At 61.1% G+C, this 13496-nt stretch carries 12 protein-coding genes and 1 pseudogene; 4 read left to right on the top strand and 9 right to left on the bottom strand.

Going from position 1 to position 13496, the window contains the following annotated elements:
• Window positions 1-528 (top strand): annotated as a pseudogene (locus tag GSM73_RS26810) (calcium:proton antiporter); the annotation flags it as partial.
• 102 nt (window positions 529-630) lie between these two features.
• Here the strand turns inward: GSM73_RS26810 and GSM73_RS03250 are convergent.
• The 3 genes from GSM73_RS03250 to GSM73_RS03260 all read right to left on the bottom strand — a co-directional run bounded on the left by GSM73_RS03250 (window position 631) and on the right by GSM73_RS03260 (window position 3299).
• Window positions 631-1989 (bottom strand): 8-oxoguanine deaminase, encoded by a 1359-nt coding sequence (locus GSM73_RS03250; RefSeq protein WP_047227425.1) that lies wholly within the window; start codon window positions 1987-1989, stop codon window positions 631-633.
• A gap of 247 nt (window positions 1990-2236) precedes the next feature.
• Complete coding sequence (locus GSM73_RS03255) at window positions 2237-2923, bottom strand: SDR family oxidoreductase (RefSeq protein WP_047227426.1); 687 nt, start codon at window positions 2921-2923, stop codon at window positions 2237-2239.
• Window positions 2924-2948: 25 nt separating this feature from the next.
• On the bottom strand, window positions 2949-3299 hold the full coding sequence (locus GSM73_RS03260) for a MerR family transcriptional regulator (protein WP_160891552.1): 351 nt from the start codon (window positions 3297-3299) through the stop codon (window positions 2949-2951).
• An 81-nt stretch (window positions 3300-3380) separates the two neighbouring features.
• On the opposite strand from GSM73_RS03260, the gene GSM73_RS03265 reads away from it, so the two are divergent.
• On the top strand, window positions 3381-3821 hold the full coding sequence (locus GSM73_RS03265; protein ID WP_047227428.1) for a hypothetical protein: 441 nt from the start codon (window positions 3381-3383) through the stop codon (window positions 3819-3821).
• Between the two features lie 66 nt (window positions 3822-3887).
• On the opposite strand, the gene GSM73_RS03270 is transcribed toward GSM73_RS03265, so the two are convergent.
• From GSM73_RS03270 to GSM73_RS03295, 6 genes are all read right to left on the bottom strand, one after another.
• Complete coding sequence (locus GSM73_RS03270; RefSeq protein WP_047227429.1) at window positions 3888-4814, bottom strand: ABC transporter permease; 927 nt, start codon at window positions 4812-4814, stop codon at window positions 3888-3890.
• Window positions 4814-5920: an ABC transporter permease gene (locus GSM73_RS03275; protein ID WP_160891554.1), complete on the bottom strand. Its 1107-nt coding sequence runs from the start codon at window positions 5918-5920 to the stop codon at window positions 4814-4816. Before GSM73_RS03275 ends, GSM73_RS03270 begins: the two co-directional genes overlap by 1 nt.
• Window positions 5921-5930: 10 nt before the next feature.
• Window positions 5931-7484 (bottom strand): ABC transporter ATP-binding protein, encoded by a 1554-nt coding sequence (locus tag GSM73_RS03280; RefSeq protein ID WP_160891556.1) that lies wholly within the window; start codon window positions 7482-7484, stop codon window positions 5931-5933.
• A gap of 538 nt (window positions 7485-8022) precedes the next feature.
• Window positions 8023-8604, bottom strand: coding sequence for a YigZ family protein (locus tag GSM73_RS03285; protein ID WP_076386466.1), 582 nt, complete (start codon window positions 8602-8604; stop codon window positions 8023-8025).
• A gap of 7 nt (window positions 8605-8611) precedes the next feature.
• The gene (locus tag GSM73_RS03290) at window positions 8612-9262 is read right to left on the bottom strand and encodes a TetR/AcrR family transcriptional regulator (protein WP_047227433.1); all 651 of its coding nucleotides are present in this window, start codon (window positions 9260-9262) and stop codon (window positions 8612-8614) included.
• Between the two features lie 131 nt (window positions 9263-9393).
• Window positions 9394-10314, bottom strand: coding sequence for a LysR family transcriptional regulator (locus GSM73_RS03295; protein ID WP_047227434.1), 921 nt, complete (start codon window positions 10312-10314; stop codon window positions 9394-9396).
• A gap of 122 nt (window positions 10315-10436) precedes the next feature.
• Here GSM73_RS03295 and GSM73_RS03300 point away from each other — a divergent pair, with 122 nt between their 5' ends.
• Window positions 10437-11786, top strand: a complete 1350-nt coding sequence (locus tag GSM73_RS03300) for an aspartate aminotransferase family protein (RefSeq protein WP_160891558.1) — start codon at window positions 10437-10439, stop codon at window positions 11784-11786.
• A gap of 72 nt (window positions 11787-11858) precedes the next feature.
• Window positions 11859-13352, top strand: coding sequence for a CoA-acylating methylmalonate-semialdehyde dehydrogenase (locus GSM73_RS03305; RefSeq protein WP_139051231.1), 1494 nt, complete (start codon window positions 11859-11861; stop codon window positions 13350-13352).
• Window positions 13353-13496 lie beyond the last annotated feature (144 nt).

Genomic DNA, 13496 nt, shown 5'->3' on the forward strand with positions numbered 1-13496 from the left:
AGTTACTTTTTCAGCTACAGCTACCCGGAAAAACGCCGTCGGAAAGAGCCGGTGGAAAACCAGCCGAAACCCATCAGCCTGACGTTCTCCATCGCGGCGCTGGTGTTTGGCGTCGTAGTGATCGGAGCGTTGGCCGAGGTCATGTCCAAAGCCATCGACCTGGGGCTGGAAGGTTCAGGGGCGCCGCCGGTGGTTACGGCGATTCTGGTGGCTGCCATTTCCGCGGCACCGGAAATCCTCACCGCCTTGCGCGCGGCGTTGGCCAACCGTATGCAGTCGGTGGTGAATATCGCCTTGGGGGCTTCGCTGTCCACCGTGATCCTCACCGTGCCGGTGATGGAAGCGATGGCGCTCTACACCGGCCAGCCGTTCCAGATGGCAATGACCCCGGTGCAGACGGTGATGATCTTCATCACCTTGATCGTCTGCGCCATCAACCTCAACGATGGGGAAACCAATGCCATTGAAGGCATGACCCATTTTGTGTTGTTCGCGACGTTTATCATGTTGTCGTTGCTGGGACTCTAGAAGAGTATCGCGGGCAAGCCTTGCTCCCACTGGTCTCACGGCAGGCTGCTTCATACATCCACCCTTGATGTGGGAGCAAGGCTTGCCCGCGATAGCGTCCGGTCAGGCGCCGGCGATCAACTCCCGCGCCGCCTGGCTGTGATCAGCAATCAACCCCTTCAGGTCCAACCCTTCGACCTGTCCGTCGATGACCCGCCATTGCCCACTGACCATCACCCGGTCCGCCCGGTCCGCGCCGCACAGCAGCAGGGCCGAAACCGGATCGTGACTGCCGGAGAAGCGCAGTTCGTCGAGTTTGAACAGCGCCAAGTCAGCCTGTTTGCCCACCGCCAGCTCACCGATATCGTTGCGCCCCAGCAGTTGTGCCGAGCCGCGGGTTGCCCAGCCCAGCACTCGCTGCGGGGTGATCGCCTGCGCGCCATAGCGCAGGCGCTGAATGTACAACGCCTGGCGGGTTTCCAGGATCATGTTCGAGGCATCGTTGGAGGCCGAGCCGTCCACACCCAGGCCCAGCGGTGCGCCGGCGGCGGTGAGTTCCAGGGTAGGGCAGATGCCCGAGGCCAGGCGCATGTTGGAGCTTGGGCAATGGCAGATGCCGGTGCCGGCGGCGCCGAGACGGGTGATTTCCTCAGGATTGAAATGAATGCCGTGGGCCAGCCAGGTGCGCGGGCCGAGCCAGCCGACGCTGTCCAGGTAGTCCACGGTGCGCAGGCCGAAGCGTTGCAGGCAGAAGTCCTCTTCGTCGAGGGTTTCGGCCAGGTGAGTGTGTAGGCGTACGTCGAGTTTCTCCGCCAGCTCGGCACTGGCGCGCATGATTTCAGGCGTGACCGAAAACGGTGAACAAGGCGCCAGGGCAATCTGGATTTGCGCCCCGTCGCCGCGCTCATGGTATTGGCTGATCAACCGCAGGCTGTCCTCGAGAATCACGTGGCCCTGCTGCACGGTCTGTTGTGGCGGCAAGCCACCGTCGGCTTCACCCAGGCTCATGGAACCGCGGGTCAGCATCGCGCGCATGCCCAGTTCACGGACACTTTGTACCTGCACATCGATGGCATTTTCCAAGCCTTCGGGGAACAGGTAATGGTGATCGGCCGCTGTGGTGCAGCCTGAAAGCAACAGTTCGGCCAGCGCCACTTTGCTCGCCAGAGCGAGCTTTTCCGGTGTCAACCGCGCCCATACCGGGTAGAGAGTTTTCAGCCACGGGAACAGGGGCTGGTTCACCACCGGTGCCCAGGCGCGAGTCAGGGTCTGGTAGAAATGATGATGGGTGTTGATCAGCCCCGGCAGGATCACATGTTCGCCGGCGTCGAAGACTGTGTCGCAGGGCTGGGCGGGTTGCTGGCCGGCCCTCAGCAATTCGACGATCACGCCGTTTTGCAGGACAAGACCGCCACGGGCATCGAGGTCGTTGGCCGTGAAGATGGCGAGGGGATTTTTTAACCAGGTACGGGTCGCAGGCATGGTGGCCGGCTCCTCTGAAAGTGGGTTCAGGTTAGCCAGCTCAGTGATGCCCTGTCTGCTGATCCAGGGTCGCCCGTTGGGTAGGGCGAGGTGCTGAGTTTACTCAGGTTGCGGGGCACATTTCCAGAGTTGAACGGGAGCCATGTGGGAGCGAGCCTGCTCGCGATAGCGGTGTGTCAGTCGACATCATGGTGAATGTCAGGCCGCAATCGCGAGCAGGCTCGCCCCCACAGGGGGAAGGCTTGGGTTACCAGGGAATCGTCTCGCCCTTGTAGTTGACGAAATGATGCCCACCCTTGCCGGCAAAGGCATTGACCTGATCAATCAGGCCGCGGGTGCTGGTCTCGACATCAATGTCCGCCCCTTCGCCACCCATGTCGGTCTTCACCCAGCCCGGGTGCAGCGACAGAACCGTCAATGTCTGCTCGCCCAATTGAGTGACAAAACTATTGGTCATCGAATTGAGCGCCGCCTTGCTGGCCTTGTACAGCGCCAGTTCCGGGGCGTCAGGCATGGTCACGCTGCCCAGCACGGAGCTCATGAATGCCAGCACGCCACTGCCGTCGCGGATCTGACCGACGAAACGCTGGGCCAGATTGATCGGTGCCACGGCGTTGGTGAAGAACAACTGGCCGACTTCGGCCAGCGTCGCACCGCCGGGGCTCTGGTTGTCAGGGCCTTTGACGCCGGCATTGACGAACAACAGGTCGAAGGTTTCGTCCTTGAGCTGCTGGCTCAGGGTGATGACGGCTTGCTGGTCGTCCATGTCGAGCTTTTCGATCCGCACTGGGCCCAGTGCCTTCAACGCCTCGGCGTTCTGCGGGTTGCGCACGGTGGCGGTCACGCTCCAGCCATCGCTGAGCAGCGTCTTCACCAGGCCGAGGCCCAGGCCCCGGGAGGCGCCAATGATCAATGCGTTTTTTGCCGAATTCATGAGGAGCATCCTTGATGAAAAAAGGTCACGGATTTAATGGACAGCGTTGCCCGAGCCGTTGTTTCAGCTCATGGCGCAACGCGTCGAGTTCGGTCATACGGGTTTCGATCAGGTTCAGTTTGTCTAGCAGCAATTGCGTCACGGCGCAGTCAGGGTCCTGCGCCTGCCACAGGGCGGCGACGCTTGCGCCGATCTCGCCCAGGGTAAAACCCAGGCGCTGGGCGGTCTTGATGTAGAGCACCAGTTGCACCATGTCGGCGGGGTAGTGGCGATAGCCATTGGCGCTGCGCTGCGCCGCGATCAGGCCGCGCTGCTCGTAGAAGCGCAGGGTGTCACGGCTGACGGCACAGGCTTGGGCGAGTTCACCGATGCGCATGGTGGGTCTCCGAAGGGCTTGACCTTGGAGCATACCCCAGGCTTTAGGCTCTTTGCTTCCCAATTATCTGGAGCAAGGTGTATGTGGACTTTGATGCAATATCGCCGGGTGGTGCGCGGCAGCGCCTGGTACGACCTTATCGTGTCGGCCGTGCTGGCCACGCCGTGGAGCTTTGCGGCGTTGCATGGTGTGTTGATGAGTATGACTCAGCTATTTGACCTGCCTGGAGAACTGCCGCCGTTCGCGCCGGCGCATGTGCTGATGGTGAATCTGCTGGGCTCGATTGTCTGCGTGTGGGCGGTGCTGCGGATTCGTGATCCGCAGCCGCTGTACGGGCGTTATGACGCGGCGGGGCGGTTTTTGTTTTCGGCCTGGATGCTGTATGCACTGCTTCATGGGGCCAGTGCGGTGTTGTGGGTTTTCCTGTTTTTCGAGTTGGTGTGGGGCTTGGTTCAGGTATTGCCTGTTCGGGCCTCATCGCGAGCAGGCTCGCTCCCACAGGGAGAGATGGGGCGAGCCTGAAACTGACGGTCACCCCGATCAAATGTGGGAGCGAGCCTGCTCGCGATAGGCGCGCCGCCGTCTACCTCAATGCCCCGCCTGCCAAGGCTGTCCCAGCGACACCGGCGCATACAGCCGCGTGCGCACCGCGTCCCGGGACAGCAACACCAACACCACAATGGTCGCGACGTACGGCAGCATCGCCAGCAAGCTCGATGGAATCGCCAGCCCCAAGCCCTGGGCCACCAGGTGCAGGATGCTGGCGAGGCCGAACAGGTAGGCGCCCAGCAGCAGGCGCCAGACTCGCCAACTGGCGAACACCACCAGCGCCAGAGCGATCCAGCCGCGCCCGGCGCTCATGTTCTCGGCCCACATCGGCGTGTACGCCAGCGACAGGTAGGCACCCGCCAGGCCGGCCATGGCACCGCCGAACAGCACCGCCAGGGTCCGCACCCGCAGTACCGGCAGGCCCATGGCACTGGCGGCATCGGGATTTTCCCCCACCGCCTGGATAATCAGCCCGACGCGACTTTTCACAATCACCCAGGCCACCAGGGCGAACAGCGCAAAAGACAGGTACACCAGCAGATCCTGGGCAAACAGCATCCGCCCGATCAACGGAATGTCGCTCAAGTAGGGAATCGCCAGCGGCTCGAACCCCGCCAGCGGCTTGCCGACCCAGGCCGCCCCGACAAAACTCGACAGCCCCACGCCGAAAATCGTCAGCGCCAACCCGGTGGCCACCTGATTGGCGTTGAACACCAGCGCTACCAACGCGAACAGCGCCGACAACAGCATCCCGGCGGCCATCGCCAGCAGCACGCCAAGCCACAGGTTGCCGCTGTTGAACGCGACGATAAAACCGATCACCGCGCCGAACAGCATCATGCCTTCCTGGCCCAGGTTCAAAACACCGCTTTTCTCGCAGATCAACTCACCCAGGGCCACCAGCAGCAACGGTGTGCCGCAACGGATCATGGCGTAGAAAATATTGCTCAACAGGTCGATATCCATCACAGCGCTCCTGCCTGTACGGCGGTGGTCCGGGTGCGCCGGGCCCAGCGCAGGTTCAGGCGCGGCCGATACAGGATCAGTACGTCGCAGGCCAACAGGAAAAACAGCATCATGCCCTGGAACAGCTGGGTGATTGCCTGGGGAAGGTTCAGCGACATCTGCGCGCTTTCGCCGCCGATGTACAACAAGGCCATCAGCAGGCTGGCGAACAGAATGCCGATGGGATTCAGACGTCCCAGGAACGCCACGGTAATCGCCGCATAGCCGTAGCCCGGTGACACTTGCGGCACCAGTTGGCCGATTGGCCCGGTCACTTCGCAGACACCGGCGAGCCCGGCCAGTGCACCGCTGATCAACAGCGCCAGCCACACCAACGGCTTCTGGCGAAAGCCGGCGAAGCCGGCGGCCCGAGCGTCCAGGCCCAGCACTTTGATCTGAAACCCGACAAAACTTTTCTGCAGCAACACCCAGACCGCCACCAGTGCCAGCAGGGCGAAATACAACCCGGCATGAAGCCGCCCGTCTTCCACCAGCAATGGCAGGCGACTGGCATCGCCGAACATCGCCGACTCCGGAAAGTTGAACCCGGCCGGGTCTTTCAGCGGTCCGTGAACGCAGAACAGCAGCAGGTTAAGTGCGATGTAATTGAGCATGATGCTGGTCAGGATTTCATTGGCATTGAAGCGCGTGCGTAGCCACGCCGTGAGCCCGGCCCAGGCGGCACCGGCGAGGGTGCCGGTCAGCAGAATCAGCACCAGTGCCCAGCGGCTTTGCATGCCGATGATGTTCACCGCGACGGCGCTGCCGGCCAGGGCGCCCAATAGCAATTGTCCCTCGGCGCCAATGTTCCAGATTCGTGCCTGGTAGGCCACCGCCAGGCCGAGGGCGCAGAGCAGGATCGGCAAGGCTTTGACCAGCCATTCGGACATACCGTATAGATCACTGATCGGGGCGATCAACAAGGTGTACAAGGTTTGCAACGGATCATGCCCCAGGACGGCGAACAGCAGCGAGCCACAGCCCAGGGTCAATACGGCGGCCAGCAGCGGCGAGCACCAGAGCATCAGGCGCGATTGTTGGCCGCGGGGTTCAAGAGACAGCAGCATAAAAACTCCGTTAGACCGTCGCGGGATCAGGGGATTGAGGGGCGTCGAACTGGCCGGCCATCCAGCCGCCGACGTCGCTAAGCCGGGTTTGGACAGTGGGCCTCAAGGCGGACAAACGCCCGCCACACAAAGCGCCGAGGCGGTCGCTGATCTGGAACAGTTCGTCGAGGTCTTCGGAGATCACCAGGATGGCGGCACCCGCATCGCGTAAGGCAATCAGGGCCCTGTGGATGGTCGCCGCCGCGCCGACGTCTACGCCCCAGGTCGGATGCGCCGCCACCAGCAGCCTGGGCTGTTGAAGGATTTCCCGACCGAGGATGAATTTTTGTAGGTTGCCCCCCGAGAGGCTGCGCGCCGGGGTTCTGGTGTCGGGCGTCTTCACCCCAAAACGACGGATAATCTCCTCGGCCAGGTGCTCGACCTTGCGCCGTTGAATCAGGCCGCAACGGATCAGTCCTTGTTGGAAGGCGCTGAGCAGGGCGTTATCCGCCAGGCTCAATTGCGGCACGGCGCCGTGGCCCAGGCGTTCGGCTGGAACAAATGCCAGCCCGAGGCGGCGCCGGGCATCGGGGCGCAGATGCGCCACAGGTTGCCCATCGAACCTGATCGTCTCGCCTTTGTGGCGGGGCAGTTGCGTTTCACCGCTGAGTAACGCCAGCCACTCGTCCTGCCCATTCCCCGCCACTCCGGCGATACCGACGATTTCGCCGCTGCGTACCTCAAGGTCTATATCCCGTAACGAGCAACCGAACGGGTCTGGGTTTGGCCATGACAGTTTGTGGATCTCAAGGAACGCTTTGTCCGCGCTGACCTTGGGATAGTCCGCGATCAGCCCGGCCGCTTCGCCGACCATCAACTGCGCCAGTTCCCGGTCCGAGCACTGCGCTGGTGTGCAATGCCCTGACACCCGTCCGCCGCGCAGCACCGTCGCGCTGTGGCACAACGCGCGGACCTCGCCCAACTTGTGGCTGATGAACAAAATGCTGCAGCCTTCGCTCGCCAGGCGCCGCAGGGTCACGAACAGTTCTTCGGCTTCCTGGGGCGTCAGCACCGAGGTAGGTTCATCGAGAATCAGCAGACGGATGTCCTGCATCAAGCAGCGAATGATCTCCACCCGTTGACGTTCGCCAATCGACAAGCTGTGGACCAATCGCTGCGGCTCCAGGGCCATGCCGTAGCGTTGGGAAACTTCGCGAATTCGCGGCTCCAGTTGCGCCGGTGTGCCGGCTGCCGCGCCCATGGCCAGGGCGATGTTCTGCGCCACGGTAAGGGTTTCAAACAGCGAGAAATGCTGGAACACCATACCGATGCCCAGGCTGCGGGCCTGGGCCGGGTTGCGCAGGTCGACCCGTTGGCCTTGCCAGATCACCTCGCCCGAATCGGCTTGGGTAACGCCGTAGATAATCTTCATCAGGGTGCTTTTGCCAGCACCGTTTTCGCCGAGCAGCGCGTGGATCTCGCCGGGCTGGATACTCAGGTCGATGGCGTCATTGGCCAGGCAACCTGGGTAGCGTTTGCTGATCTTGCGCAATTGCAGGCGCGGGATGGAATCGGGGTCGGACATGACAGGCTCGGGTCAGGGGACATGAATGCCTGTGGATAAAGCAATTTCCTGGCCAGTAGGTCAGGAAATGTCAGCAAGCCCCGCGCTTTGCCTATCGGCTTGGCTTACTCGCCAACACCCTCGCTGTGGATAGGGCACCGCAATGGGGCGAGCAGGTGATAGAGGCGCTGTTTGTGCCCCGAAACGGGTGGTTAAAAAATGATCAGGCGGCTGCGAGCCATGCCTTTCATAGGACGGCGTGAGCCATGAACGGGTTATCCACAGGATGTTCCACAGTTATTGTGCGCAAGCCTGAAGGTCCGGCATAACCAGCGCCCGGCTTTCTTCTAAAGGTGATAAAACCTCGCAAGCATTTGTTTTTCTGAAGAATTCGTACAGAAAACAGTGCTTTGATCAAAAAACGAACAACGGCCGCAAAGCCGCATGACAGAAGGGTTACAGCGGAATGTGCTCAGGTTATCCACAGTCGGGTGCACAGTGGATGTGGGCAAGTCGCACGATGGCGTTTGCCCTGAAAAGTCGCAGACCCCCCTCGCGCTCAACGGGCCAGCAGAATCCGTCCACGGCTTAGGTCGGCCAATTGCTTTTGCAATGTTTCGATCTGCGCTTCACCCACGGCCACCTGCAAGTCCACGCCATTGGCTGTAAAGCTCTCGGTGTTCACCAATCCGCCGCATTCGGCGACCCGCAGTTTCACCAGGGCCAGTTCCGCGAAACCGCAGGTGCAGCGCAGCGCCACACGGCTGATCAACTCAACCTTCTCGGCGTTTTGCAGGCATTTGTTCGCGCCCCCGCCATAGGCCCGGGCCAAGCCTCCGGTGCCCAACTGGATTCCACCGTACCAACGGATCACCAGCACCACGACCTGATCGCAAGCCTGGGCTTCGATGGCCGCCAGGATCGGCCGCCCGGCGGTGCCACCCGGTTCGCCGTCGTCGTTGCTGCGGTATTGGTCGCCGAGTTTCCAGGCCCAGCAGTTGTGTGTGGCGTTCAGATCGCTGTGCTGCTCTATAAAGGCCACGGCGTCGGCAGGGCTGGTGATAGGGGCGGCGAGGGTGATGAAGCGGCTTTTGCGAATTTCTTCGCGGTATTCACAAAAGCCGGTGAGGGTAAAAGGCATGAGCGTCTTAAAAGGTTGGTTTCAGGCCGCAGCCCTTGAGAATGATGCGGATCAGGTTGTCGCCGGCATCGATCATGTCCTGCTTGGTCAGCTTGCTGCGACCGGTCACGCGGCAGATCTGGGTGGCGAAGTCGGCGTAATGCTGAGTACTTCCCCACAATAGAAAGATCAGGTGCACGGGGTCGATCGGGTCCATCTTGCCGGCATCGATCCAGGCCTGGAACACTGCCGCGCGGCCGTTGAACCAGGTGCGATAATCCTGGTTGAAATATTCAGTCAGGCATTCACCACCGCTGATCACCTCCATGGCGAAAAGCCGGGACGCCTGGGGATGGCGGCGGGAAAACTCCATTTTGGCGCGGATGTAGCGGGTCAGGGCTTCGGCCGGGTCATCCTCGGCGGTGAGGGTATTAAAGGTGCTGTCCCACAACTCGATGATGTTGCTCAGCACCGCCACGTACAACCCAAGCTTGTTGGTGAAGTAATAATGCAGGTTCGCCTTGGGCAGCCCGGCCTTCAAGGCAATGGCATTCATGCTGGTGCCTTTGAACCCGTGACGGGCGAATTCATCTTCGGCGGCCTTGAGGATGGTCTCTTCGTTTTTTTGACGAATGCGGCTGGTGGGCTTGCCACCGTGGGCAGGGACTTCAAAGGTCATGGGCGTTTCCGGGCTGGGTCTGTGGGGCAAGCAAATGCGTTGATAGCGCACCGGCAGCGATCCGACAAGTGCCATCATGCTAAAAGCCTTTCGCTGGGGGCAGGCTAACCCAGCCAATGTCGGACCAAGGGTTAGCGGGTTGCCGCCAGGCTCTGGAGAAAGCTCTCCAGCACCAGATGAGGCCGACGCCCCTTGCGCGTGACTGACGCCAGGCTCAAATCATAGAAACGGGCCGTGGGTTTGAGGGCGCGCAACCGTCCCTGCTGGACCCACAGGCTGGCGTAATGATCCGGCAGGTAACCGATGTAGCGCCCTGTAAGAATCAGGAACGCCATGCCTTCGCGGTCCGAAGCACTGGCAGTGCAATTGAGTGCCTGGTAATGGGCCTGGATCTCGGCTGGCAGGCGGAAGGTCGGTGCGATGGCATCCTGGCTGTTGAGGCGAGCGTCGTCCAGTTGTTGGTCATCCACATAAAACAACGGATGCCCGACTGCGCAATACAACAGCGAACGTTCGCTGTAGAGCGGTTGATACTCCAGCCCGGAAAGGGCACTGGCCTGAGGCACCACGCCGACATGCAATCGGCCGTCGAGTACGCCTTGCTCGACTTCGTTGGGAGCGATCATGCGAATCTGAATCTGCACGTCTGGACCGCGTTCCTTCAATTGGGCCAGGGCATGGGTGATGCGCATGTGGGGCAGGGTGACGAGATTATCGGTCAGGCCAATGATCAATTCGCCGCGCAAGTGTTGATGCAGGCCGTTGACTTCGGTGCGAAAGCTTTCCAGTGCACTTAATAGCTGCAACGCTGATTGATAGACCTCGCGGCCTTCCTCCGTCAGGGAAAAGCCCGCCCGTCCGCGCTGGCACAACCGTAGGCCAAGACGCTGCTCAAGGTCGCTCATCTGCTGGCTGATGGCGGAGCGACCGATCCCAAGCACCGTCTCCGCTGCGGAGAATCCACCGCACTCCACCACGCTGCGAAAAATGCGCAACAGACGAATATCAAAGTCGCTGACTTGGGCCAGCGGATCGGGACGACGCGCGCTCATAGTTTAGTGATCCGCTGACTGAAGGTTAGAAAAGTTGGATTTCATCGACTTTATCGCCGTGGCAAGTTAGCTGCAAGAACGCCTTTGGATCCCTGTCGCTTCTCTCCTGCGAGGTTCTGTCGATGAACATGCCCGAACATGCTGCCGGCTCCCTGGCCAGCCAGCTCAAGCTTGATGCCCACTGGATGCCTTACACCGCCAACCGCAACTTCCAGCGCGATCCACGTCTGATCGTCGCCGCCGAAGGCAGTTGGCTGGTGGATGACAAAGGGCGCAAGGTCTACGACTCGCTGTCGGGCCTGTGGACGTGCGGCGCCGGGCACACCCGCAAGGAAATCCAGGAAGCAGTCGCCAAACAGCTGGGCACCCTCGACTACTCGCCGGGCTTCCAGTACGGCCACCCGCTGTCGTTCCAGCTGGCAGAAAAAATCACCAGCCTGACACCGGGCAACCTCAACCATGTGTTTTTCACCGACTCCGGTTCCGAGTGTGCCGATACCGCGGTGAAAATGGTCCGCGCCTACTGGCGTCTCAAGGGCCAGGCGACCAAGACCAAGATGATCGGCCGTGCTCGTGGTTACCATGGCGTGAATATCGCCGGTACCAGCCTGGGCGGCGTCAGCGGCAACCGCAAGTTGTTCGGCCAGGCGATGATGGACGTCGATCACTTGCCCCACACGTTGCTGGTAAGCAATGCCTATTCCCGTGGCATGCCAAAAGAGGGTGGTATCGCCTTGGCCGATGAGCTGTTGAAGCTGATCGAACTGCACGATGCCTCCAACATCGCCGCGGTGTTTGTTGAACCGATGGCCGGCTCCGCTGGCGTACTGGTGCCGCCTGAGGGTTATCTCAAGCGCCTGCGGGAAATCTGCGATCAGCACAGCATCTTGTTGGTGTTCGACGAGGTCATCACCGGGTTCGGCCGTACCGGTTCGATGTTCGGTGCCGATAGTTTCGGCGTGACCCCGGATCTCATGTGCATTGCCAAGCAGGTTACCAATGGCGCGATCCCCATGGGCGCGGTGATTGCCAGCTCCGAGATCTACCAGACGTTCATGAACCAGCCGACGCCTGAGTACGCAGTGGAATTCCCCCATGGCTACACCTATTCGGCGCATCCGGTGGCATGCGCGGCAGGCTTGGCGGCACTGGATCTGCTGCAAAAGGAAAACCTTGTACAAAGCGTGGCCGAGGTGGCTCCGCATTTCGAGAAGGCCTTGCATGGCCTGAAGGGGGCGAAGAACATCATCGACATCCGCAACTATGGCCTGGCCGGGGCAATCCAGATTGCGCCCCGCGATGGCGATGCGATCGTGCGCCCGTTCGAGGCTGGCATGGCGTTGTGGAAAAAGGGGTTCTACGTGCGTTTCGGCGGTGACACTCTGCAATTCGGGCCAACGTTCAACAGCAAGCCACAGGATCTGGATCGCTTGTTCGATGCGGTCGGTGAAGTGCTGAACAAACTCGACTGACGCGTCCCTCTATATAGCTTTCAATACGGGCGTCCGGCAGCGGGCGCCTGTGGATAACATTCTGGAGTCCCCATGAGCCTCATTGCGCATTTGATCAATGGCGAACTGTTGAGCGACAGCGCTCGTACCGCCGACGTGTTCAACCCTTCCACCGGCCAGGCGATTCATCAGGTGCCACTGGCCGATCGTGCGACGGTCCAGCAGGCTATCGACGCCGCCAAGGCGGCCTTCCCTGCCTGGCGCAGCACACCGGCGGCCAAACGAGCGCAGGTAATGTTCCGGTTCAAGCAGTTGTTGGAGCAGAACGAGTCGCGCATCGCTCAGTTGATCAGCGAAGAGCACGGCAAGACCCTGGAAGACGCGGCTGGAGAGCTTAAGCGCGGGATCGAGAACGTTGAATTCGCCTGCGCGGCACCGGAGATTCTGAAGGGCGAATACAGCCGTAACGTAGGACCGAACATCGACGCGTGGTCAGACTTCCAGCCCTTGGGCGTGGTGGCGGGCATCACGCCATTCAACTTCCCGGCGATGGTGCCGCTGTGGATGTACCCGCTGGCGATCGTTTGTGGCAACTGCTTCATCCTCAAACCGTCCGAGCGTGACCCTAGTTCGACGTTGCTGATCGCCCAATTGCTTCTGGAAGCCGGGCTGCCCAAAGGCGTGTTGAGCGTGGTGCATGGCGACAAAGCTGCAGTGGACGCACTGATCGAAGCGCCGGAGGTGAAGGCGCTGAGTTTTGTCGGCTCCACGCCGATTGCCGAATACATCTATGCCGAAGGCACCCGGCGCGGCAAACGCGTGCAGGCACTGGGTGGGGCGAAGAACCATGCGGTCTTGATGCCGGATGCGGATCTGGATAACGCCGTCAGTGCGCTGATGGGGGCGGCCTACGGTTCGTGCGGCGAACGCTGCATGGCGATCTCCGTGGCGGTGTGTGTGGGCGATCAGGTGGCGGATGCGCTGGTCGCCAAGCTGGTGCCGCAGATCCAGTCACTGAAAATCGGCGCGGGTACGTCGTGCGGACTGGACATGGGGCCATTGGTGACCGGTCAGCATCGCGACAAGGTCAGCGGCTATATAGAAGATGGCGTATCGGCGGGTGCGTCGCTGGTTGTCGATGGTCGCGGTTTGAGCGTGGCCGGGCATGAGGAGGGGTTCTTCCTGGGCGGCTGCCTGTTTGATCGCGTGACGCCTGAGATGCGCATCTATAAAGAAGAGATTTTCGGGCCGGTGCTGTGCATCGTCCGGGTCAACAGCCTGGAAGAGGCGATGCAACTGATCAACGATCACGAGTATGGCAACGGCACATGCATCTTTACCCGTGATGGTGAGGCGGCGCGGTTGTTCTGCGATGAAATCGAAGTCGGCATGGTAGGCGTCAACGTTCCTTTGCCGGTGCCCGTGGCCTACCACAGCTTCGGTGGGTGGAAGCGTTCGCTGTTTGGCGATCTGCATGCCTATGGTCCGGACGGGGTGCGCTTCTATACCCGTCGCAAGGCCATTACCCAGCGTTGGCCGCAGCGTGCCAGCCACGAGGCGTCACAGTTCGCCTTCCCGAGCTTGTAAGCGGTAGGTGGGTGAAGAGGCCGGTGTCTTTGGACACCGGCCTCTGTGTTTGCGGGGCTTTTGGCTGTTGTGACAGAAATATGAAAATAGGTGTTGACGGCAAATCCTGGACGTCTATAATTCGCCCCACTTCCGGCGCAGTCG

This window comes from Pseudomonas sp. PICF6, assembly GCF_009831705.1.
GTDB classification, from domain to species: Bacteria; Pseudomonadota; Gammaproteobacteria; order Pseudomonadales; family Pseudomonadaceae; genus Aquipseudomonas; species Aquipseudomonas rhizophila.

Bases quoted from the DNA above. Each gene is read 5' to 3' on its own strand.
- GSM73_RS03250 (WP_047227425.1), bottom strand. From the start codon at position 1,989: ATGCCTGCGACCCGTACCTGGTTAAAAAATCCCCTCGCCATCTTCACG.
- GSM73_RS03255 (WP_047227426.1), bottom strand. From the start codon at position 2,923: ATGAATTCGGCAAAAAACGCATTGATCATTGGCGCCTCCCGGGGCCTG.
- GSM73_RS03260 (WP_160891552.1), bottom strand. From the start codon at position 3,299: ATGCGCATCGGTGAACTCGCCCAAGCCTGTGCCGTCAGCCGTGACACC.
- GSM73_RS03265 (WP_047227428.1), top strand. From the start codon at position 3,381: ATGTGGACTTTGATGCAATATCGCCGGGTGGTGCGCGGCAGCGCCTGG.
- GSM73_RS03270 (WP_047227429.1), bottom strand. From the start codon at position 4,814: ATGGATATCGACCTGTTGAGCAATATTTTCTACGCCATGATCCGTTGC.
- GSM73_RS03275 (WP_160891554.1), bottom strand. From the start codon at position 5,920: ATGCTGCTGTCTCTTGAACCCCGCGGCCAACAATCGCGCCTGATGCTC.
- GSM73_RS03280 (WP_160891556.1), bottom strand. From the start codon at position 7,484: ATGTCCGACCCCGATTCCATCCCGCGCCTGCAATTGCGCAAGATCAGC.
- GSM73_RS03285 (WP_076386466.1), bottom strand. From the start codon at position 8,604: ATGCCTTTTACCCTCACCGGCTTTTGTGAATACCGCGAAGAAATTCGC.
- GSM73_RS03290 (WP_047227433.1), bottom strand. From the start codon at position 9,262: ATGACCTTTGAAGTCCCTGCCCACGGTGGCAAGCCCACCAGCCGCATT.
- GSM73_RS03295 (WP_047227434.1), bottom strand. From the start codon at position 10,314: ATGAGCGCGCGTCGTCCCGATCCGCTGGCCCAAGTCAGCGACTTTGAT.
- GSM73_RS03300 (WP_160891558.1), top strand. From the start codon at position 10,437: ATGAACATGCCCGAACATGCTGCCGGCTCCCTGGCCAGCCAGCTCAAG.
- GSM73_RS03305 (WP_139051231.1), top strand. From the start codon at position 11,859: ATGAGCCTCATTGCGCATTTGATCAATGGCGAACTGTTGAGCGACAGC.